Here is a 22,283-nt window from a genome sequence, read left to right as displayed (position 1 = left end):
TTTGAAAAATAATAAAAAAGTAAAGTGTTGTCTCTAACTAAAACTTAGGCTGGCTCCCCAAACAAATCATAGTCCGAAGCATCCGTGATTTTAATGTTCACGAAGTCACCAATTTTAACGTAGTATTTGGTGGCATCAATAAGTACTTCGTTGTCCACATCGGGGGAATCAAATTCAGTACGACCCACAAAATGGTTCCCTTCTTTCCTATCGATAATACAACGGAAGGTTCCACCGATTTTCTCTTGGTTCAGTTCCCAAGAAATTTGGGATTGAACTTCCATGATGCTGTTGGCTCTTTCCTGCTTCACTTCTTCGGGAACATCGTCCTCCAAATTATAGGCATGGGTATTCTCCTCGTGACTGTAGGTAAAACAACCCAAACGCTCAATGCGCATTTCTTTCACCCATTGTTTCAAGGTCTCAAAATCCGCTTCGGTTTCACCAGGATAACCAACAATCAATGTAGTTCTAATGGCCATTTCGGGTACGGCTTCCCTAAAATCTTGCAACAACTTGGTCGTCTTGGCCTGCGTGGTACCTCGACGCATACTTTTAAGTATGGAATCCGAAATATGCTGAAGTGGGATATCAATATAATTACAAATCTTGGGCTCGTTGCGCATCACCTCTAAAACATCCATTGGGAAACCTGTTGGAAAAGCATAGTGCAGACGAATCCATTCAATCCCCTCAACTTTGGCCAAGGCTTGAAGCAATTCTGCCAAATTTCTTTTCTTATAAAGGTCAAGACCGTAATAGGTAAGGTCCTGAGCAATCAAAATCAGTTCTTTTACACCATTTGCAGCCAATTTTTCAGCTTCCGCCACCAAATCTTCAATCGGCGTGCTCTTATGTTTACCGCGCATTAAAGGAATTGCACAAAAAGAGCAAGGTCGATCACAACCTTCAGCAATTTTAAGATAAGCATAGTTTTTGGGTGTAGTAGTCAAACGTTCCCCTATCAACTCGTGCTTATAATCGGCACCCAATGCTTTCAACAAATTAGGAAGGTCACTGGTACCAAAATACGCGTCCACATTAGGAATCTCTTTCTCCAAATCTGGCTTGTAACGCTCGCTCAAACATCCTGTCACAAAAACCTTGTCCACATCGCCAGCTTCCTTACGCTGCACATAATCCAAAATAGTGTTGACGCTTTCCTCTTTTGCATTGGCAATAAATCCACAGGTGTTGATCACCACAACATTGCCTTCCTCTTCATGAGCTACCTCTTTATTGTTGGCACGTAATTGTCCCATCAACACTTCGGAATCGTAGACATTTTTGCTACAACCCAAGGTTACTACATTGATTTTATTCTTTTTGAGCGATTTTGTGCGCATAGTTCCTTAAAATGGAGTGCAAAAATACAATAACACAAAGCATTTCAATAACTTCAGCGTATAATTTTAGAAGAAGGAACTCTTATTGAGACTAGAAAGCTATACCAAACTTATTAATTCTGATACCCCTCTGGAATTTTTCGAGCCTTGGTCAGCTCTTCAAATGCCTTTCCAATGCGCAGCAAGTGTGCTTCTGAAAATGGTTTTCCGATAAAGGTCAAGCTTTCGGGCTCGCCATCAGTTTTGTAACCCATCGGAACGGCCAAAGCAGGATATTCTGCCACAGCGGCATAGCCTGCATGATAATTATTGATGCTCAAAACGGCATCTAGCTGCTTGTCTTCCATTATTTTGAAGAAGGCTCTTCCCGATTCTTTTAAATCTTTTTTTATTTTTTCAAATTGTTCTACAGTGGTCGAATCTGCCAAGATACCATCAAAACGAGCTTGTCCATAGGGTATCCTAACCAGAGAATCTTGCCGGTTGAATCTTACCACATCCTCTACAGATTCAACTTTAACAACATCCCTATCTTTTACCTGAGACTTCAAATAGGCTGGTAAATCTTGCTCCATATCCAAGTTCAACAAGGTGGTGAATCCTTCCAAAGGAATATCTTCTGATTCAAATTCAACGATTTGAGCACCTGCTTCTCGCAAAGCTTCCACATTGGTAGCATAAATGGAATCTCGCTCCATTAAGTTCTTCATCGCACCAAGACGGATTTCTTTAAGCGGTTCGGGATTCATCCAAGAAGATAAAATTCCGGGTTCTGCACTTACCGATTTATAATCGGCTTCGTCCTTGCCCAACATCGCATCCAAGAGAATGGCATTATCGGTTACATTTTTGGTCATTGGGCCAGGCGTGTCCAGAGTACTCGATATTGGTACAATCCCTGTACGGCTCAATAAACCAATGGTTGGTTTTAATCCTACCACGGAACTTTGGCTCGATGGGGAAAGTATACTCCCAGAAGTTTCTGTTCCAACAGCGCCCACTGCATAATTGGCTGCGGTAGAAGTTCCACTACCTGCGCTGGAACCTCCGGTATCAAAAATTCTTCTACCGTAGGGGTTCAAAGTTTGTCCGCCCACGGCACTTTGTCCGTTGGGGCATACACCACAAATAAAATTGGCCCACTCACTAAGGTTTGCCTTCCCTAATATTAACGCCCCCTTTTGCTTCAGACGTTGAACAATAAACGCATCATCAGTCTGATTTTCTTTTAGAGCGATGGCACCGGCCGTTGTCTTCATTTCGGCTGTTCCGATATTATCCTTCAATAAAATCGGCATACCGTAAATCAGGTGGTGGGTCTCTTTGCTTTCATCCAGTTGACGTGCTTCTTCCAGCACATTGGGATTCAATGCGATTACCGTATTGAGTGTCGTATTATTGGGTAGTTCATATTTATAGATTCTGTGCAAATAGAACAACACCAAATCTTCGTAGGTAAACGCTCCTGAATCTATATGGTTTTGAATGGTTGGAATATCCTGTTCCAAAACCAAAGGCTTCATTTTTTCATATTGCTCTTCAGTGAATTTGGACACTTCATCGTACAAGGGCAAAAATACCTCGTTCTTATCCAAAACCTTACTCTGGATAAACTTATAGCGCATCCGTGGACTTTCGTTATCCACGCTAGCCGCTACTTCCGATGAATCGTTGTAAGGTGTCCAAAGGACAATATCTTCCTTTGGTTCCGTGTTTTTTTGTTTACATGAAATAAATCCTATCAGTAGAAAAGAACAAAAGAGGTATTTGTACATGGCAGCCTATATTTTAAAAAATGAATCGACAAACTCATATTTATTGAATACTTGGAGATCCTCTATCCCCTCACCTACACCAATGTATTTTACGGGAATCTGGAATTGATCGGAAATTCCGATGACAACCCCTCCTTTGGCGGTTCCATCCAATTTGGTCACGGCCAAACTGGTTACCTCGGTCGCTTTGGTAAATTGCTTCGCTTGTTCAAAAGCATTTTGTCCCGTAGAACCATCCAACACTAAAAGAACTTCATGTGGGGCATCGGGAACCACTTTTTGCATTACCCTTTTTACTTTGGAAAGTTCGTTCATTAAATTTACTTTGTTGTGCAAACGTCCAGCCGTATCCACCAAAACCACATCGGCGTTTTCCGCCACAGCAGAGTTTAGGGTATCAAACGCTACAGAAGCAGGGTCACTTCCCATTTTTTGTTTTATGATGGGTACGTCAACCCGCTTGGCCCAAACTTCCAATTGGTCTATCGCCGCTGCGCGGAAGGTATCGGCTGCTCCCAATACAACTTTCATTCCCTTGTTCTTAAATTTATGAGCCAATTTACCAATCGTAGTTGTTTTACCCACACCGTTTACGCCCACTACCATAATTACATAAGGCTTTTTATCCTTTGGAATGGCTATCTCACTGTCCTCTCCAGCTTGGGTTTCAGAAAGCAATCCAGCTATTTCTTCACGTAAAATGGTATTGAGTTCATCGGTACCCATATATTTATCACGTGAAACACGCTCTTCAATCCGATCAATAATCTTTAGAGTGGTATTAACACCTACATCGGAAGTAACCAAGATTTCCTCGAGACTATCCAGCACCTCATCATCTACTTTGGATTTACCCGCTACAGCTTTCCCCAACTTACTGAAGAAACTGGTCTTGGATTTTTCGAGTCCCTTGTCCAAGGTCTCCTTTTTATCCTTCGAAAATATATTTTTGAATAAGCTCATCCTATGTTCTTTGAGAATGACCAAAGATAGCAAAGTAAGAGGAGTTTTGTTAAATCAAAATACACGCAAAACACAAGTATCCCATAAACATAATCTTATTTTATAAAAAAGTCCAAACTTCAACTCCTTAAGGTTTTACCTGAGTATTATAGGTCTACACAACAAATATTAGAGTGCTTTAGGGTACTTGTTTACTTTTATCTCGGTTTAGTTTTCTCAAAATTCTATGAAAAATCCAATCAAAAGGATAGTATTATTGCTGTTGGCACTGTTTTCCATAACAATTACAGCACAAGAAACGTTTTCAGATACATTTAGCTCGGTATCTTACGCAAACAATGATGGCACTCAGAACTGGTCTACCAATTGGCAAGAGTTTAATGATAACAACAATGCTTCAAGTGGTTATATAAGGATAATCAACAATGAGTTAAGGTTTGCATATATATGGTCTGAAAATATTATAAGATCGGCGGATTTAAGTTCCTATTCTACAGCTTCCTTGTCTTTTGATTGGCAAACATCCAGTCTTGAATCAGGAGAGACATTGGTAATCCAGATTTCCTCTGATGGCTCATCATTTACTACGCTGGATACTTTTTCGGGTACTCAAAGTGGAACTTTTGACCAAGATATCACCTCCTATATATCTAGTAATACCACCATTCGTTTTAGAAAAGGAGGAAATGACTGGTCTGGCAACAACGATCGTACATACATCGATAATGTTACTATTTCCACCACATCAGTTCCTCAGATAGATTCTGATGGGGACGGAGTTATTGACGTAGTTGACCTCGATGACGACAATGACGGAATCACTGATGAGGAAGAATACTGCTCCACTATTAGCGCATCTTTTCTTGCATCTTCGGATGTAGGGGAACGAAACGTGGTCATTAACCATACCGATACGGGTTACTTGCGAATAGACTTCTCATCTATGGACAATTCGTTTCAATTGGACATTAATGGCTCTACCGTTCATCCTTCCGTTCTAGAGTTTGAAAATGGAGCATTGGATGCCGGTGACGAATATTTTGTGTTCCAATCGGATGGAAGTTTTATAAGTCAACCCTGGGTGGCCAACTCTAATGGCATACCAAGACTAAGATTGATTGTAAATGAATTTGGCCAAATAAGTCTCTATGGTAGCCGAACTACTTCTTCCACTACACTGGAACTCATGGAAGCCCAAGGTGGTACAGCTTTTAACACTATTGCTTGGATACCCGGAAACAATAATACTTTCACCCTCACAAACCAACAAGGCCCAGGCCCTGAAGGCTTTACGGGAGAATTGTTCGCAAGTGCTATTTGTGATACCGATGGCGATGGAATCAGTAATGAATTTGACCTAGATTCTGATAATGATGGAATTTATGATATTGTTGAATCCGGTGTATTGAATGAGAGCGGAGTTACAGATAGCAACAACGATGGTATAATTGATGGGGCCACTGTGGGCTCAGGCTCAAATGGACTTTATAATGCAATTGAAGATGTTGATACCGATTATGCAATCCTCTCCTATTCCATTTTAGATTCCGATACTGATGGAAGTTACGATGCTTATGTGCTAGATGCTGATGGTGACGGATGTAACGATACGCGTGAAGCAGGATTTACCGATAATAACGATGATGGCTATTTGGGACCCAACCCCGTAACTGTCGATGCCAATGGACTAGTGACCAGCGGTTCCGATGGCTATACAACTCCGTCGGACAATGATTCCAATACAACCTATGATTACAGGGAAGCCGGTTCGGCACCAAACATTACATCGCAGCCAGTAAATACAACTACTTGTCCAGGTTGTACAACAACCATATCCGCTACTGTAACTGCGGATAGTTATCAATGGCAATATTACAATGGCGGCTCTTGGCTCGACCTTTCAGATTCCGGGGTGTACTCGGGAGCCACCACCAACACTTTGACCATAAATCCAACAACAAGCCAAAACAATGTTCAATATCGGTTATTGACCAACAACGATGAATATATTTGTGGTACTACAACTTCCAACACGGCTACATTAACCCTTCAGGTTAATACAGTAATTTCTAATCGAAGAATTACTTACAGAGTCAATAAGAATTGAAAAGGAATAATTATAATTTACCCCATAAAAAAAGCCGCTAAATAGCGGCTTTAATATTATCAAGGATTGTTTTCCTTATTTCTTGTTCAACCAGTCATTAACCATTTCCGGTGCCATTACAGACTCCACAAAAGTATATGCTCCGGTTTTTGGAGATTTAACCATTTTAATGGCCTTTGTCAATCTTTTTGATGATGACTGAAGTGTTGCTACTGTTTTCTTTGCCATGGCTTATATTTTTTGCCCTTTACTTTGTAAAAAGCTATTACTTAATTTCTTTATGAACTGTCATACGCTTAAGTATAGGATTGAATTTTTTGATTTCCATCCTATCCGGCGTGTTTTTCTTGTTCTTTGTGGTAATGTATCTAGAAGTACCTGGCATACCAGATTCTTTGTGTTCTGTACACTCTAAAATTACCTGAACCCTATTTCCTTTCTTTGCCATTGTATTGTACTTAAAATGCTTTTACAACTTACTTTTTGGAATTGATTTCCTTTAAGACAGCAGAGATTCCTTTTTTGTTGATGATTTTCAACCCACGGGCAGACACGTTCAAGGTTACCCAACGATCTTCCTCTGGAATATAAAATCTCTTCTTGGAGATATTCGCATCGAACCTCCTTTTAGTCTTATTGATAGAAAAGGAAACGTTGTTTCCAAACATCACCTTTTTTCCTGTTACTTCACAAACTTTAGACATCTCCCTAACTATTTGAGTGATTTTATTGAGGCTGCAAATTTATACCATTTTAATGGGACGTACAAAAATCTTTTTCAGAAATTTAAAATTTCTTTATACAATAGCTCAAAAGCCTTGTTTACAGACTTTTTTACAACCCTTTCTCGGTGCTTGCCCATAACAAATTTTTGGGCAAAAGTACCTTTTGGCGAACTTATACCTATATATACGGTTCCCACATCGGCATCAGAATCACCTTTGGTGGGGCCCGCATTGCCTGTGGTGGCTATGGCAAAATCGGTTCCCAACTTGATTTTTACATTGTTGGCCATGGCAATGGCCACCTCTTCGCTCACAACGGAGTGCTTATCTATCAGTTCCTGTGGCACCCCTAATAAATTCACTTTTGCTTCGGTGGCATAGCACACCATACTGCCTTTAAAGTAATTAGATGCCCCCGGTACCGAAGTAATTCTTTCCGCGATACTTCCACCCGTAAAACTTTCTGCGGTGGCAAGGGTCATATTTTTATTGGTAAGCAAAGTGCCGATTTGTTTTTCCACTCTTCCATCTTCCTCTTCTTCACCATAAATTATATCACCGATTAAAGGATATAGCTTTTTTACCTGCTCGTCAACACCCACTACCAAAGTTTCTTTATCGTTGCCTTTGGCTGAAAGTCGAAGCCTTACACTCCCAAGGTTGGGCAAGTAGGCAAATTTAATAAATGGAGGTAAATTGTTCTCCCAATCTTCAAGTTTCTCTGCAATTGCACTCTCTCCGAGACCATAGGTCATGATAGTTTTGTGTACAATGTAGGGTCTATCGTATTCTTCAATAATTTTGGGCAACACCGACTTTGTAATGAGATTTTTCATCTCATAAGGGACACCGGGAAGCGAAACATATACGGTCTCCCCTTTTCTAATCCATAATCCAGGTGCTGTCCCAAATGAATTGTGCAATACAGTAGCTTTGGATGGAACCATCGCTTGCTCTCGGTTCAAATCCGAAATAGGTGTTGTAATATATTTTTTGAAGAGTTCTTCAATATGTTTTAAAACGGCATCGTCCCGAACCAGTTCGTCTTCAAAGAATTCGCAAAGGGTGTGTTTGGTCACATCGTCTTTGGTCGGCCCCAAACCACCTGTGATAATGACTACCGAAGAACGTTCACCAGCTTCTTTCAATGACTTTAAGATATGGTCCTTATCGTCCTGAATGGACGTAATTTGATAGACAGAGACCCCAATTTTGTTCAATTCTTTAGAAATAAACGCCGAATTGGAATCTATAATCTGGCCAATGAGAATCTCATCCCCAATGGTGATGATTTCCGCTTGCATGCTATAAATCGAAGTCGTTTTTCAATTCTGTCACCACCTGAAGCACATCTTTTTTCAGAATGGGGAATTTTTCCTCAATCTCTTCCATGCTCCCGGTTGTTTTGCCCAAGGTTTCTATTTCAAGTGCCTTGGCCCTTGTGTGCTCCATGCCCAAAATATCCACGTTTGGTTTAATTTTGTGCGCTAGCTTATATATGTTTTCGTAGTCCTTGCTGCAAATGGCCTTTTCCAGGCTTTCCAGGTCCTCAGGAACTTCTTCCAAAAACACAGAAATTACAGAGACGATGAAATCCTCATCTCCTTCTGCCATTTCATTTATCTTATCGAGGTTGTATATCATTATCTTACCTTAATATCAAACATTTGTTCTCCTTCCAATCTACCGACAAGGTAATCATTTGGGCTTACTTTACCAACACCAGCAGGCGTACCCGTAAAGATGATATCGCCCTTTTTTAGCATAAAATACTTAGAAACATATGCTATAATTTCATCTATCTTCCACAACATCAAAGAGGTATTCCCGTCTTGAACTTTCTCTTCATTTTTTGATAAAGAAAAATTCAAGTTGTCCAAATCTTTAAATTTGTCCTTGGACAACCACTTACCGACTATGGCGGCTCCATCAAATCCTTTGGCCTTTTCCCAAGGCAATCCTTTGGATTTTAGTTTGGATTGAAGGTCTCTTGCCGTGAAATCGATGCCCAAACCAATTTCATCATAATACTTATGGGCAAATTCTTTGGAAATATGTTTTCCTACTTTTTTAATCTTCACCAAGACCTCTACTTCATAATGTACATCTTGGGAAAATTCGGGAATATAAAAATCCTGCTCTTTGGGTAATATGGCAGAATCGGGTTTTATAAAAACCACAGGTTCATCCGGACGCTCATTACTGAGTTCATTAATATGGTCTACATAATTGCGTCCTATACAAATCAGCTTCATAATTTGTTTATCGGGGGTTAACGCTTGCTTCTATTAAAACTTATTGTTGAGCTTGCTCAACTTTATCTGAGTAAGTACTTTTTTGGTATATAATGGAAAGTCCGCATTTAGGATCCAGCCAAAATAGCCCGGTTCTTTTTCCATGACCTCATCTACGGTTTTTCCTTTGTGCTTACCGAAAGAAAAAATTGGATTATCGTTTTCGTCCACGCCGATAAAACCTGCAAAATCAAGATTTTGTCTTCTTGTAGTGAACTCTGACAGTTTTTTAACGTCATTGTCCAATTCTGGATACCTTTCCAACTGCGCAAGTAAAACTTCATATGTAGCCAAAGTATCCGCTTCGGCGCTATGGGCGTCTTCCAAACTCTTATCACAATAAAATTTGTAAGCGGCCTCCAAAGTTCTTTTTTCCATTTTATGGAAAATAGTCTGCACATCCACAGAGACCATACTCTTCATATCAAAATCCACATCGGCGCGGAGCATTTCCTCCGCCAATAACGGAATATCGAACCTATCGGAATTAAAACCGGCCAAATCACTATCCCTGATCATCGCATAGATATCTTTGGACAACTGCTTAAACGTAGGTTCGTTGGCGACTTTTTCATCAGAAATTCCATGAATGGCCTCCGATTCTGCCGGAATAGGCATTTCTGGGTTCACCAACCATGTCCTGCTCTCTTTATTACCGTTAGGAAAAACCTTTAGGATGGAAATTTCAACAATTCTATCCTTTGCTACGTTGGTACCAGTGGTCTCCAAGTCAAAAAAGCAGATAGGTTTGGTCAATTGTAATTGCATGTGGGACTTTTTAAATAAAATTCACTCGGCTTCTAAATTAAGAATAGTGACAGGAATACGTACGATTTTATACTATATTTCCCTGTTTATGTCCCAAGCCTCCAAATAATCGGCGACCGATTTCACAAACATACCGCCCAAAGCACCATTCACCACACGGTGATCATAACTGTGCGAAAGATACATTTTACTTCGGATACCTATATATTCACCCTGGTCGGTTTCGATAACCGATGGTATTTTTCTGATGGCACCCAAAGCAAGAATCCCCACTTGCGGTTGATTAATGATCGGCGTTCCAAAAACACTTCCAAAGGAACCCACATTGGTCACCGTGTAGGTACCATCTCTTACTTCATCAGGTTTTAACTGATTGTTTCTGGCCCTATTGGCTAGGTCGTTCACCGTTTTGGCCATTCCTACCAAGTTCAATTGGTCCGCATTTTTAATTACAGGTACGATTAAATTGCCGTCGGGCAAGGCTGCCGCCATACCCAAATTGATATTTTTCTTTTTGATAACCTTGTCCCCGTCCAACGATATGTTCATCATTGGATATTTTTTAAGGGCCATGGCCACAGCTTCCATAAAAATGGGAGTAAAAGTCAACTTTTCTCCTTCACGTTCTTGGAACGCATTTTTTACTTTGTTTCTCCAGTTCACCACATTGGTCACATCCACTTCAACAAAACTTTGTACGTGTGCCGATGTGGATATACTTTCAATCATGTGATGGGCAATCAATTTACCCATTCGAGTCAATGGAATAATCTCATCCCCTGCTCCAACATGAACCTTGGATTCTTTTGGTTTGTCCGCTGTGGTTTCTTTTGGGGCCAACGGTGTAGCCACTTTTTCTGTTTTCGCTTCGGGTTGAGGTGTAGCTTCTACTTTGGTTTGGCTACCATTGGAACGACTTTCCAAATAAGCCATAATATCATTCTTGGTGACTCTACCTTCTTTCCCTGTGCCCACGATAGCCTCCAACTCGTCCATAGAAACATTTTCTTCCTTGGCTATGTTTTTCACCAAAGGTGAATAGAATCGTTCCGAACTGGAAAAATCGGGTGTCGAGGTAGAAACAGATTCTTTAACCCCTACCATTTGGGCTTCTAATTCCCTGGCTGGCACTTCTGCTGGTTCCTCAACTGACACTTCCTCATCGGTGCCATCATCCGCAACATTTTCAACTTCACCTTCTACTTGTATTACAGCAACTACCTCACCTACTTTTATAACGTCATCTACATCGAACCGCTTTTCCAACAATACCCCATCCACTTCGCTGGGAACTTCGGAATCTACTTTGTCCGTGGCAATTTCAAAGACGGCTTCGTCCATCTCAATGGTATCGCCCACTTCCTTTAGCCAATTGGTCAAGGTAGCTTCTGCGACACTTTCTCCCATCTGCGGTAATTTCAATTCAAATTTTGACATATTCGTATTTATCAAAGTGGTTTTGATTAGTATTTTACAAAAATACTAAAGAAATCGACTTATTTTTGATTTATGTTCATTAATTAGCTTTGATGGAATTTTCAAAAGGCACTCTATTAATTATACTCCGTCCCAAAGTTACTTCATCTGCATATTCCAGTTCATCACCAACTGATATACCTCTGGCTATTGTGGAAGTCGTAACCTCTAGGCCTTCCAATTGCTTGTAAATATAAAAATTAGTGGTATCGCCTTCCATAGTGGAACTCAAGGCCAAAATCAATTCTTTCACTCTTCCTTCCTTAACTTTTCTTACCAAAGGAGCAATATTGAGATCCTGCGGCCCCACGCCTTCCATTGGGGATATTTTACCGCCGAGCACATGATACAATCCATTGTATTGCGAGGTGCTTTCGATGGCCATAACATCCCTTATGTCTTCTACTACGCAAACCATGGTCTCGTCCCTTTTTGGGTTAGCACAGATTTCGCATACTTCGGTATCTGAAATATTATAGCAGTTTTTACAAAAGTTGACCTCGCTCTTCAATTTGAGCAACGCATGAGCCAATAATTCAGTCCTTTCTTCAGGTTGTTTCAGAAGATGTAAGACCAACCGCAATGCCGTGCGCTTACCGATTCCCGGTAATTGAGACACCTCATAAACTGCATTTTCCAATAGCTTCGATGAAAATTCCATAGCATCAATTCTCCCACAAAATTACGATTTTACTGTTACCAATTTACTTTCGTACTTTGCAAATCAAATTGCATATATGTCAGCCACACAAATTCTGTTGCTTATAGGTGCTTATTTCTTGGTACTTATCCTTATCTCATACTTCACAGGAAAAAACGATTCGAATGCCGATTTTTTTAAGGCGGGCAAGCAATCACCATGGTACGTTGTTGCCTTTGGAATGGTTGGGGCATCACTTTCGGGGGTGACCTTCATATCTGTGCCTGGATGGGTTGGTGATAGCCAATTGACCTATATGCAGGTAGTTTTAGGCTACTTATTTGGATATTTTGTGGTTGCCTTTGTGCTTCTCCCGCTCTACTATAAACTCAACCTGACCTCCATTTACGAATACTTGCACGATCGTTTTGGAAAGGTGAGCCACCGAACCGGGGCATTTTTCTTTTTTATCTCCCGAGTGTTGGGTGCCGCTTTTAGATTGTACCTAGTAGCCATCGTTTTACAGCAATTTGTTTTTGATGACCTTGGGGTCCGTTTTGAGTTTACCGTAGTTATTTCCATATTATTGATTTGGATTTACACCAACAAAGGAGGGATTAAGACCATTGTCTGGACCGATACCCTGCAGACACTTTTTATGATTTTGGCCGTAATCCTTTCCATTATTATGATCAATCAAGAATTGGGTTGGAGTTTTAGTGAGTTTTTGGCTTCAGAAGAATTAAAGAGTTACAATAATTTTTTGGTGACAGATAGTTTTTTAAACAAAAGCTATTTTATTAAATCTTTTGTCGGGGGTATGTTCGTGACCATCTGTATGACGGGGCTAGATCAAGATATGATGCAAAAAAACCTTACCTGTAAATCCTTGAAAGATGCACAGAAGAACATGGTGTCCTTTAGTTTTGTTTTGGTCGGGACCACATTTTTGTTCATGTTATTGGGCGCTTTGCTTTTTATATACGCAAAAAGAGAAGGCATAGGAATTCCTTTAATGGACGGTACCCCAAAAACAGATTTATTATTTCCAGAAATTGCATTGAATAGTGGTTTGGGACTGGCCCTCTCCATTACCTTCATGCTCGGTTTAATTGCTGCTGCCTACAGTAGTGCAGATAGTGCACTAACTTCATTGACCACTTCGTTTTGTGTAGACTTTTTAAATGTTCAAGAGAAAGAGGACAAAGAGCAAAAGCGCATCAGAAAACGCACCCATATTGTAATGAGCGTAGTGTTGGTGATTGTAATTATTGCGTTTAAGTACATCCTCAGCAGCAACGTTATTGATAGTTTGCTCACGGTTGCAGGTTATACTTATGGCCCATTATTAGGCCTTTTTGCCTTTGGCATTTTCACCAAACACAAAATTAAAGATGATTACGTTTGGATAGTAGCAATTGTTTCGGTGATTACCATAGTTTTGATTGCCAATGTACCCACAGATTATTTGGGAGGCTATCAGGTTGGTTATGAATTGTTACCACTCAACGGTTTATTAACTTTTATTGGCCTGTGGCTGATTCGAGCCAAAAAATCGGATACAGAGACTAGTATTGCCCAGTAGCGAGTAGAACCAAAGTGCAAGCCACTTCAACCTCAATCCCAGCATTTTCAAGGATTTTGTAAAACTCTGGATTTTCCGTACCAGGATTAAAAATGACCCTTTTGGGATTAAGATCTATTATCTGTTGATAATACTCCTTTTGATTTTTTGGGTTTAAATATAAAGTTACCGTATCAATATTTTGAAAATCACGCAAGTTATCCTTAATTTGCACATCTGATACAGTTCCCCCACGTATCCCAAATGCGGTTGTTTCTATATTTTTTTCAACCAGCCTACGAATTGCTGTGTTGCTGTATCTTCCCGGGTTTGTAGAAGCCCCTACGACAAGTGTCTTTGGCATTTGTTAATTTTTGTGTTAAACTTTTATATGGACTGTAACTTATCATGAAAAAAGTCGTCTATATTTCATATATTATTGTCATTGGTAAGACTGTATTTTTATAGTTAATGGTTAGTGTTTAGTATAGCTTATCAATGTTTAACCCCGGTATTTTTACCGGGGTTTCTTCTTTTTAGAAACTTTTTCTTTTTGTCCTTTCAAAATACAACCCCTTACAAAGGTGTACATTACATAATCTTTTTTTGTTAAAGAATGTTAAAACAATAGTTAACTGTAACATTCTTGGTGTTCGGGCGTCTTAAAAATATCATCAGTCAATCAATCTAATCATCAATCAAAAAACGAACTACTCATGAGACATCTGAGCCTTCTATTCGCACTATTGCTGTGCATGACATCCCCATTTATTTCTTTAGCAAACGACCCTGATACGGCACTGGGCATTATCAACGGAAAAGTTGTTGACGATGCTTCAAACCAGCCTGTGGCCTATGCCGCCATTGTAATTAAATCTGAGGATGGCACAAAAACCATTACCGGAGGGATTACCACCGAGGACGGGAACTTTGAAATTAAAAAGCTGCCCGATGGGACCTTTATTTTTGAAGTACAGTTTATTGGATACAAAACTTATTCCCAAAAACTAATAATAGCCAAGGGAAAACGAAATCTTAATCTGGGCACTGTAATCCTAGAGGAGGAAACCAAAGAACTCGAGGGCGTAGAAGTGGTAGCCGAACGCACAACCATAGAACAGCGTGTGGACAGAAAGGTAATCAATGTAGGGAAAGACCTTACCACCGCTGGTGCTTCGGCATCGGATATAATGAACAACATCCCTTCTGTAAATGTAGATGCCCAAACCGGGGACATTACACTACGCGGAAATTCTAATGTACGAGTTATGGTAGATGGAAAATTGTCCAACGTACCAGTGGCTCAATTACTGAAACAAATTCCGTCCACATCCATAAAATCCATAGAACTTATTACCAACCCTTCTGCCAAGTACAATCCAGAAGGGATGAGCGGCATCATCAATATTGTTTTGCACAAAAATGCAAATATTGGCTTTAACGGAAACATAAACATGGGCCTTACCAAAGGTATCGAGGCCAAGTTCAATAGCTCTGTGGATTTGAACTACCGTAACGGAAAATTCAATTTCTATGGAAACTACGGCAACAATATTGGGAAGTGGGTCAACGACGGAAGTATTCTTCGGGTCGAAGAAAACTCGCGTCAAAAGTTTGATTTCTTCAACAACAACAAATCACATCTCTATAAATTGGGCGTAGATTTTTATCTAAATGATAAAAACACGATTTCCTTTTTTACCAATCAGAACATTTATGACGGGAAAGGAGATGGTAAAACTCAGGTTACCTATTTCAATGATCCATCCAGAAACGTAACCCAATTGTTCTTTGATGATTCCAATAACCGCAGCGAGCAGTACAATTTTGACTATAAATTGGATTTTAACAAGGAAGGTCACAACATTGAACTAGAAGTGGACCACAACCTGTTTGAAAGCGAACAAGATGCAAATTTTAGCTCCACGGGCGCATCTACCTATCCTGATTATATGGATTTTGTGGATACCGAGCGTACACAGACCACTGCCAATTTGGATTATGTAAACCCATTGGACAGTATTTCCAAACTTGAACTAGGGCTACAATCCAGAAATTTTGAGACCAAGGTCGATTATTCCTCTACCGGACAGTCTTTCAACTCAAACGGCAACTTGGCACCAATACCATCTACCAAATTTGTGTACGATATGGATATTTATTCCGCCTACGCCACTTTTGGACAATCTTACGAGAAATGGTCCTATCAAATGGGTGTACGTATCGAGGACGTACAGGTAAAAGCGGATACCAATGCCGTACGTGCCTTTACCGATAATTATACAGAGATCTATCCATCTGCATTTGTTACGTACAAACCTAACGAAAAAGACCAGTTACAAATTAGTTATAGTAGACGTGTAGATAGACCTGGGTTACAACAAGTGAATCCAATCCGAGAGTTCGCCACGCCATTGATTTCTTCTTTTGGAAACCCAAATTTGGTTCCCCAGTTTACCAGTTCGTACGAGGCCAATTACACCAAAAGAATCAAAAATGGTAGTGTTACCGGAGGTGTTTTCTATAGGAGTATTACTGACGAAATCAATAGGGCCATCTATATCGATCGTTTGGATCTGAACAAGACCATCTTGACTTTTGACAACTTTGATAAAACCTCCGCCTACGGGGTAGAGTTATCCACGAACTACAAGCCCGTTAAATGGTGGAACATTAACGGTAGCTTTGACATGTTCTCACAGACTCAAAGAGGACTTACGGAAACATTGAGTACTACTGGTCCCAACCCGACCGAGGATGATATTGTAGAAGAAAGGGTGAAAGTTGACAACACCGCTTGGAATTTAAGGATGAACAACAGCTTTACCGTGACCAAAAAACTGACACTTCAAGCCTTTGGATTCTATCGCGGTAGAAACAAAAGTATACAGTTCGATGCCAATCCGATGTACTTTGTGAATTTGGGAGCACGCTACAGCTTTGCCGAAGGCAAGGGTACCCTAAGTTTTAATTATAATGATATTTTCAACACAATGCGCTTCGGGTTCGAGGGGAGCTATCCTTACGCTCAAGAAGGTGCTTTTAACTGGGAGAGCAATAATGTATATGTTGGACTATCTTACCGATTTGGAAGTGGAAAAAACCGTGCCAAGTCACGTAAAAGAAGAGATAGCAACACCAAACAAGGCGGTGGCGGTATCCTATAAAAAAGTATTGATGCCCCATATTCGAGTGTTGGTTGGTTATCTTGTGAAGGCATCAATCAAAAACCCCGATCCTAAAGGATCGGGGTTTTATTTTTATTTTTATTTTATGGGATTACCACCTTATAATCACGCTGCCCCAAGTAAAGCCGCTACCAAAAGCAGCTAGAACCACTAAATCTCCTTCTTTGATTTTTCCTTCTTCCCAAGCCTCTGTCAAGGCAATAGGAATGGATGCAGCAGTGGTATTTCCATATTTCATGATATTGTTGAAAACTTGATCATCTTTCAACCCAAACTTCTTCTGGATGAATTGTGATATCCTCAAGTTGGCTTGATGGGGAATCAACATATCGATATCCTGCGGGCCAAGGTTATTGGTTTTTAACCCTTCCATAATTACTTCACTGAATCGAACCACCGCATTCTTAAAAACAAATTGTCCGTTCATGTAAGGGTAATAAGAAGTATCCTCAGGGTCATTATCTGCGATAATATCGTTTACCCAGCGTTTTCCCATACCAGGGGCGACCAAAGAAAGCTCTTCGGCATGTTGTCCTTCAGAATGTAAATGAGTGGATAGGATTCCTTTAGATGTATCTTCCTCTCGAGTCAACACAGCAGCCCCTGCACCATCACCAAAAATTACGGATACGCCTCTACCTCGAGTGGTCATGTCCAAACCATGTGAATGTAGCTCGGAACCAATAACAAGTACATTCTTGTACATACCGCTTTTTATATATTGGTCCGCCACAGAAATAGCATATACAAAACCCGAACATTGGTTTCTAACATCCAGTGCACCCACAGTCTTAAGCCCTAAATCGCGCTGAACCAAAACCCCTGGGCCAGGGAAATAATAATCAGGACTCAGGGTAGCAAAAACGATAAAATCAATATCATCTTTATCAATTCCTGCACGTTCTATTGCTTTTTGGGCCGCCTTTACCCCCATAGAAGTAGTGGTATCGGTACCTTTAACCACATGACGTCGTTCCTTAATACCTGTGCGTTCTTGTATCCATTCGTCATTCGTGTCCATCACTTTAGACAAATCGTCATTAGTGACCACATTTTCAGGGACATAAAATCCCAATCCTGATATTCTTGAGTTATACATTACAAAGTGCTTAAATATTGAATCTTTAAAAAATACTGGGTTAAGTAACGGAAAAGTAAAAAATATATCCCAAGAACTGGATATTTATTAACAAAATTAGTCCATGTACTTTTCAAAATGACTTACCTCCACCCTAGCCTTTAAGTCGTGCAAGAGATTATAAAGTCCAAAAAATGTGCGGTTTATGTACAAGAAGTGTTTGGACCCCCTGTTTCCGTTCATTTTACGGATTTGTTCGTCTTTGGAATACCGTTCGCTAAGATTTGCAATTTTGGACCAGAAACCTTTATCACCAAAATCGAATGTTTCCTTATGAAATGGTGAGGTAAAAATGGTAAGCATCTCCTTGAACAAGGCCGTGAAAAATTTCAATTCCTCCTCAGAATCGGTTGGAGTAAGAATTTCCAATTCGTACAATTTCTCCATGAAGATTTTATCATTATTGATGTTTTCCTCTTTGGCCAACTCAAAATAAGGTACATAGAACTCTTCGGGTATTTCTTTAATGCAACCAAAGTCGATAGCAATCAATTTCCCTTCCGAACTCACCAAAAAATTACCTGGATGCGGATCTGCATGTACCCTTCTCAACTTATGGATTTGGAACATGTAAAAATCCCAAAGGGCCTGCCCCAATGTATTGCCCAAATCAGTATCAAAATCTATTTTGGTAAATTCTCCCAAATGGGTTCCCTCCATCCAATCCATAGTCAAAATACGCTCACTGGACAGGTCTCTGTAGTATTTAGGGAACTGCATATCTGGAATTACGGAACATGCTGTAGTAATTTCATCGCTTTGCTCCAATTCCAAAATATAGTTGGTCTCCTCAACCAATTTGTGCTCAACTTCCTTGAAGTATTTTTCAGAATCCTTTCCCTTTAAATTGAACATTTTAATGGCAACGGGCTTAACCAAGGCCAAATCACTGCTGATACTTTCCGCAACTCCCGGGTATTGAATTTTTACCGCCAGTTTTATCCCATCCTTTTCAGCGCGGTGCACTTGTCCAATGCTGGCAGCGTTGACGGAATCTTTTTCAAACTTATCAAAAATATCCTCCGGATACTTCCCTAAATATTTTTTGAAGGTCTTACGTACCAAAGGTGCCGACAATGGCGGAACTGAAAATTGTGACAAGGAGAATTTCTCCACGTAGGCACGAGGCAATAGGTTTTTCTCCATGCTGAGCATTTGTGCCACTTTTAGGGCACTTCCCTTCAAGCTCTTAAGGCCATCATAAATATCCTCAGCATTGTCTTGGTCCAAAGTATCTTTTGAGGTCTGGGGATCAACCAACTTTTTACCATAGTATTTTACGTAGTTGCCCCCTATTTTAACCCCTGTTTTAACAAGCTTTCCTGCTCGTTCAATTTTCCCTGTGGGAATGGTATCTAAACTTTTCATTAGCCTTATGCGAATTTTTCCTTGTACAGGAATTTTCCAAAGTCCACGATTTTTTCCAATGGTGTACTTTCAAATATTTGAAAAACGGTAGTTACGGACTTCTCTATGGCTATGTCCGTTTTTTCCAAACCAGGAGAACCATCCTCCATCCAGAACTTTAAGATAAAAAGAAACTGCAACCACGCACCTTCCGAAAATAAGGGTGCATTGTATTTAAATGCTTTGAGGTTTTTCTCCTCGTTTCTTTCCTCAATTAGGGTAGAGGCAAAATCCTTGAACCTTTTGCGAAGCCCTTTAAGTTGCGCCAAACCTTCAAAGGAGTATTTATGTTCTTTCATTATGAACAAAACATAGCTCCGGTTCAGGGTCAAGTTTTCAAAGAAGGTAAAGAAGAAAGTAAGCATCTTTTCCTCATTCGTCATGGAGGCATATTGCTTATTCTTTTGCATCAATCCATAACTGTTGTCAAAAAATTTGTTCCAAATGGATTGCTGCAGCGTTTCAAAGGAACCGAAGAAACTATAAAATTCCTCTTCCTTTATTTTATGTTCCTTGCAGAATTTGAACACCGAGCTTGGCACCTTTTCATTTTCCAATACAGACTCCATGAACAAGCTTACAATTTTATCCTCGGTGATTTTGGATTTAGTAGTATTTGCCATTTTTGGTAATTTTTGAAGGGTTAAAAGTTGGCAAGGAGCCGCAATCGAGCTTTTAAAGAAAATGCACTTCCGAGCGAAAGTGCATTTTCACAACCTAACCAATAAATAAACAAACTTGTTATAGTAGTACTATTTCATAGCAATTTTCCCATAACATCGTAAAGATACGTGTTCTGTTTAATGTTTTTTATTTTTTAATAAACAAAGTTTTGTTAAAACTTATTCGTTGAAGGAATTATAGTAGTCAAATGTCAGTTTGTCATATTTGGCATTCTGGTATTTTTTTTGACTTAATAGAACTAAAAGAATAAAACAATAAAAACGATGGCAACAGGTAAAATCAATGTTTCAGTAGAGAACATTTTTCCCTTGATCAAAAAATTTCTATACAGTGATCACGAAATTTTTCTAAGGGAACTTATTTCCAACGCTACGGATGCAACCTTGAAATTAAAGCACCTTACTTCTATTGGAGAAGCGAAAGTCGAATATGGCAACCCCATGATCGAGGTGAAGGTGGACAAGGACAACAAACGTATCCATATTATAGACCAAGGTATCGGTATGACCGAAGAGGAAGTGAAAAAGTACATTAACGAAGTAGCTTTTTCCGGTGCGGAAGAATTTTTGGACAAATACAAGGATGCCGGGAAAGATGCCGGTATTATTGGGCATTTTGGTCTTGGTTTCTACTCTGCTTTTATGGTAGCGGAAAAAGTGGAAATCATCACTAAAAGCCATAAAGATGAGCCAGCGGTACATTGGAGCTGTGACGGTTCGCCCGAATTCTCCATTGAACCTAGCGACAAGTCAGAAAGAGGAACCGAGATTGTGCTTCACATTGCTGAGGATTCTACCGAATTTTTGGAAGATGCCAAAATCCGCGAATTGTTGGTCAAGTACAACAAGTTTATTCCCATTCCAATCAAGTTTGGAACGAAAACGGAAACGCTTCCAAAACCCGAAGGTGCCAAAGAAGAGGATGCTGCACCTACCCAAGAAGTGGACGATATCGTTAACAATCCAAACCCTGCTTGGACCAAGCAACCCAACGATTTAAGTGATGAAGAGTACAAAAGCTTCTACCGTGAGCTTTACCCAATGCAGTTTGAAGAGCCGTTGTTCCATATTCACTTGAACGTGGATTATCCGTTCAACTTGACCGGAATTTTGTACTTCCCCAAATTGACGAACGACCTCAGCATTCAAAAGGATAAGATTCAGTTGTACCAGAACCAAGTGTTCGTAACGGACAACGTTGAGGGTATTGTTCCAGAATTCCTGACCATGTTGAAAGGTGTGATCGATTCTCCGGACATTCCTTTGAACGTATCAAGGTCTTACCTTCAGGCTGATGGTGCCGTGAAGAAAATTTCCTCTTACATCACTAGAAAGGTAGCAGACAAATTGACTTCACTCTTCAAAAACAACCGTGAGGATTTTGAGCAAAAGTGGAACGACATTAAAGTAGTGATAGAATACGGAATGCTTTCCGAAGATAAATTCTTTGAAAAAGCGGACAAGTTTGCCCTATACCCTACCGTTGATGGAGATTTCTACACCTTTGAAGAGTTGGAAGCCAAAATCAAGGACAACCAGACCGATAAGGATGATAAACTTGTAGTACTTTATGCTTCTGACAAAGAGGCACAACACAGCTACATAGAAGCTGCCAAGACCAAAGGTTATGAAGTGCTCTTGTTGGATTCCCCGATTGTACCACACTTGATGCAAAAATTGGAAACTTCTAAAGAGAACTTATCTTTTGTACGAGTAGATGCCGATCATGTGGACAACCTCATCAAAAAAGAGGATACTGCTATTTCCAAATTGTCCGAAGAGGAAAAAGAAAAGCTAAAGACCGAGATTGAAGAAGTGACCAAAGAAAAAGGGTACACCATTCAGATGGAGGCTATGGAAAGTAGTGCTTCGCCATTTATTATCACCGAACCCGAATTTATGCGAAGAATGAAGGAAATGCAGCAAACTGGTGGCGGTGGTATGTTCGGAATGGGCAATATGCCTGATATGTATAACCTTATCGTGAACACCAACCACGAATTGGTCAGCGAGATCCTGAACACCAAGACCGCTAAAAAACGGGAACGGTTGATCAACCAATCCTTGGATTTGGCACGATTGTCCAAAGGATTGTTGAAAGGTGAAGAGCTCACGAACTTTATTGCACGAAGCTACGATATGATCAAATAAGCATAGTTTTTCGATAATCAAAAACGCAAAACCGCTCATTATGAGCGGTTTTTGCATT

20 protein-coding genes are annotated in these 22,283 nt (G+C 40.1%); 4 read left to right on the top strand and 16 right to left on the bottom strand.

Annotated features, from left to right (window positions below):
• Positions 1-44: 44 nt before the first annotated feature.
• The 3 genes from rimO to ftsY form a co-directional block, all read right to left on the bottom strand.
• Positions 45-1,346 (bottom strand): 30S ribosomal protein S12 methylthiotransferase RimO, encoded by a 1,302-nt coding sequence (gene rimO / locus ACQQ5U_RS17955; RefSeq protein WP_437399659.1) that lies wholly within the window; start codon positions 1,344-1,346, stop codon positions 45-47.
• 113 nt (positions 1,347-1,459) lie between these two features.
• Positions 1,460-3,121, bottom strand: a complete 1,662-nt coding sequence (locus ACQQ5U_RS17950; RefSeq protein ID WP_437399657.1) for an amidase family protein — start codon at positions 3,119-3,121, stop codon at positions 1,460-1,462.
• A 6-nt stretch (positions 3,122-3,127) separates the two neighbouring features.
• Positions 3,128-4,084: a signal recognition particle-docking protein FtsY gene (gene ftsY / locus ACQQ5U_RS17945; protein ID WP_437399655.1), complete on the bottom strand. Its 957-nt coding sequence runs from the start codon at positions 4,082-4,084 to the stop codon at positions 3,128-3,130.
• 226 nt (positions 4,085-4,310) lie between these two features.
• On the opposite strand from ftsY, the gene ACQQ5U_RS17940 reads away from it, so the two are divergent.
• Entirely contained in the window at positions 4,311-6,191 is a 1,881-nt protein-coding gene (locus ACQQ5U_RS17940; protein ID WP_437399653.1) for a hypothetical protein, read from the top strand.
• Between the two features lie 75 nt (positions 6,192-6,266).
• On the opposite strand, the gene ACQQ5U_RS17935 is transcribed toward ACQQ5U_RS17940, so the two are convergent.
• From ACQQ5U_RS17935 to recR, 9 genes are all read right to left on the bottom strand, one after another.
• On the bottom strand, positions 6,267-6,419 hold the full coding sequence (locus tag ACQQ5U_RS17935; protein WP_090299557.1) for a DUF4295 domain-containing protein: 153 nt from the start codon (positions 6,417-6,419) through the stop codon (positions 6,267-6,269).
• A gap of 37 nt (positions 6,420-6,456) precedes the next feature.
• Positions 6,457-6,639 carry a 50S ribosomal protein L33 gene (rpmG, locus tag ACQQ5U_RS17930; RefSeq protein WP_014033526.1) on the bottom strand — a complete coding sequence of 61 codons (183 nt, stop codon included), beginning with the start codon at positions 6,637-6,639 and terminating at the stop codon, positions 6,457-6,459.
• A gap of 28 nt (positions 6,640-6,667) precedes the next feature.
• A complete protein-coding gene (gene rpmB / locus ACQQ5U_RS17925) occupies positions 6,668-6,895 on the bottom strand; it encodes a 50S ribosomal protein L28 (protein WP_100817573.1) in 228 nt (75 codons plus the stop codon).
• A gap of 74 nt (positions 6,896-6,969) precedes the next feature.
• A complete protein-coding gene (locus tag ACQQ5U_RS17920) occupies positions 6,970-8,220 on the bottom strand; it encodes a competence/damage-inducible protein A (protein WP_437399651.1) in 1,251 nt (416 codons plus the stop codon).
• 1 nt (position 8,221) lies between these two features.
• Positions 8,222-8,560 carry an Hpt domain-containing protein gene (locus tag ACQQ5U_RS17915; protein WP_437399650.1) on the bottom strand — a complete coding sequence of 113 codons (339 nt, stop codon included), beginning with the start codon at positions 8,558-8,560 and terminating at the stop codon, positions 8,222-8,224.
• On the bottom strand, positions 8,560-9,171 hold the full coding sequence (locus tag ACQQ5U_RS17910; RefSeq protein ID WP_437399649.1) for a fumarylacetoacetate hydrolase family protein: 612 nt from the start codon (positions 9,169-9,171) through the stop codon (positions 8,560-8,562). The genes ACQQ5U_RS17915 and ACQQ5U_RS17910 overlap by 1 nt, the downstream gene beginning before the upstream one ends.
• A 33-nt stretch (positions 9,172-9,204) precedes the next feature.
• Positions 9,205-9,978, bottom strand: a complete 774-nt coding sequence (locus tag ACQQ5U_RS17905) for an exonuclease domain-containing protein (RefSeq protein ID WP_437399647.1) — start codon at positions 9,976-9,978, stop codon at positions 9,205-9,207.
• A gap of 72 nt (positions 9,979-10,050) precedes the next feature.
• A complete protein-coding gene (locus tag ACQQ5U_RS17900) occupies positions 10,051-11,415 on the bottom strand; it encodes a dihydrolipoamide acetyltransferase family protein (RefSeq protein ID WP_437399646.1) in 1,365 nt (454 codons plus the stop codon).
• A 79-nt stretch (positions 11,416-11,494) separates the two neighbouring features.
• Positions 11,495-12,115: a recombination mediator RecR gene (gene recR / locus ACQQ5U_RS17895; RefSeq protein ID WP_437399644.1), complete on the bottom strand. Its 621-nt coding sequence runs from the start codon at positions 12,113-12,115 to the stop codon at positions 11,495-11,497.
• A 76-nt stretch (positions 12,116-12,191) separates the two neighbouring features.
• On the opposite strand from recR, the gene ACQQ5U_RS17890 reads away from it, so the two are divergent.
• Positions 12,192-13,679, top strand: coding sequence for a sodium:solute symporter (locus ACQQ5U_RS17890; protein ID WP_437399642.1), 1,488 nt, complete (start codon positions 12,192-12,194; stop codon positions 13,677-13,679).
• On the opposite strand, the gene ACQQ5U_RS17885 is transcribed toward ACQQ5U_RS17890, so the two are convergent.
• A complete protein-coding gene (locus tag ACQQ5U_RS17885) occupies positions 13,663-14,022 on the bottom strand; it encodes a CoA-binding protein (protein WP_437399640.1) in 360 nt (119 codons plus the stop codon). The two genes, ACQQ5U_RS17890 and ACQQ5U_RS17885, sit on opposite strands and share 17 nt — an antisense overlap.
• Before the next feature lie 352 nt (positions 14,023-14,374).
• On the opposite strand from ACQQ5U_RS17885, the gene ACQQ5U_RS17880 reads away from it, so the two are divergent.
• Entirely contained in the window at positions 14,375-16,825 is a 2,451-nt protein-coding gene (locus ACQQ5U_RS17880) for a TonB-dependent receptor domain-containing protein (RefSeq protein WP_437399638.1), read from the top strand.
• Positions 16,826-16,937: 112 nt separating this feature from the next.
• On the opposite strand, the gene ACQQ5U_RS17875 is transcribed toward ACQQ5U_RS17880, so the two are convergent.
• From ACQQ5U_RS17875 to ACQQ5U_RS17865, 3 genes are all read right to left on the bottom strand, one after another.
• The gene (locus ACQQ5U_RS17875; protein WP_437399637.1) at positions 16,938-17,945 is read right to left on the bottom strand and encodes a 3-oxoacyl-ACP synthase III family protein; all 1,008 of its coding nucleotides are present in this window, start codon (positions 17,943-17,945) and stop codon (positions 16,938-16,940) included.
• Positions 17,946-18,041: 96 nt separating this feature from the next.
• Positions 18,042-19,352, bottom strand: a complete 1,311-nt coding sequence (locus ACQQ5U_RS17870; protein WP_437399636.1) for an ABC1 kinase family protein — start codon at positions 19,350-19,352, stop codon at positions 18,042-18,044.
• A 5-nt stretch (positions 19,353-19,357) separates the two neighbouring features.
• The gene (locus ACQQ5U_RS17865; protein WP_437399634.1) at positions 19,358-20,014 is read right to left on the bottom strand and encodes a TetR family transcriptional regulator C-terminal domain-containing protein; all 657 of its coding nucleotides are present in this window, start codon (positions 20,012-20,014) and stop codon (positions 19,358-19,360) included.
• Between the two features lie 324 nt (positions 20,015-20,338).
• Here ACQQ5U_RS17865 and htpG point away from each other — a divergent pair, with 324 nt between their 5' ends.
• Positions 20,339-22,225, top strand: coding sequence for a molecular chaperone HtpG (gene htpG, locus ACQQ5U_RS17860; protein ID WP_437399632.1), 1,887 nt, complete (start codon positions 20,339-20,341; stop codon positions 22,223-22,225).
• Positions 22,226-22,283 lie beyond the last annotated feature (58 nt).

Origin of the sequence: Flagellimonas lutimaris (genome assembly GCF_051494225.1) — a bacterium.
In the GTDB taxonomy this organism is placed as follows: Bacteria; Bacteroidota; Bacteroidia; order Flavobacteriales; family Flavobacteriaceae; genus Flagellimonas; species Flagellimonas lutimaris_A.
Note: the sequence above shows the minus strand (reverse complement) of the source record. Positions and strands in the feature narration are given on the sequence as shown.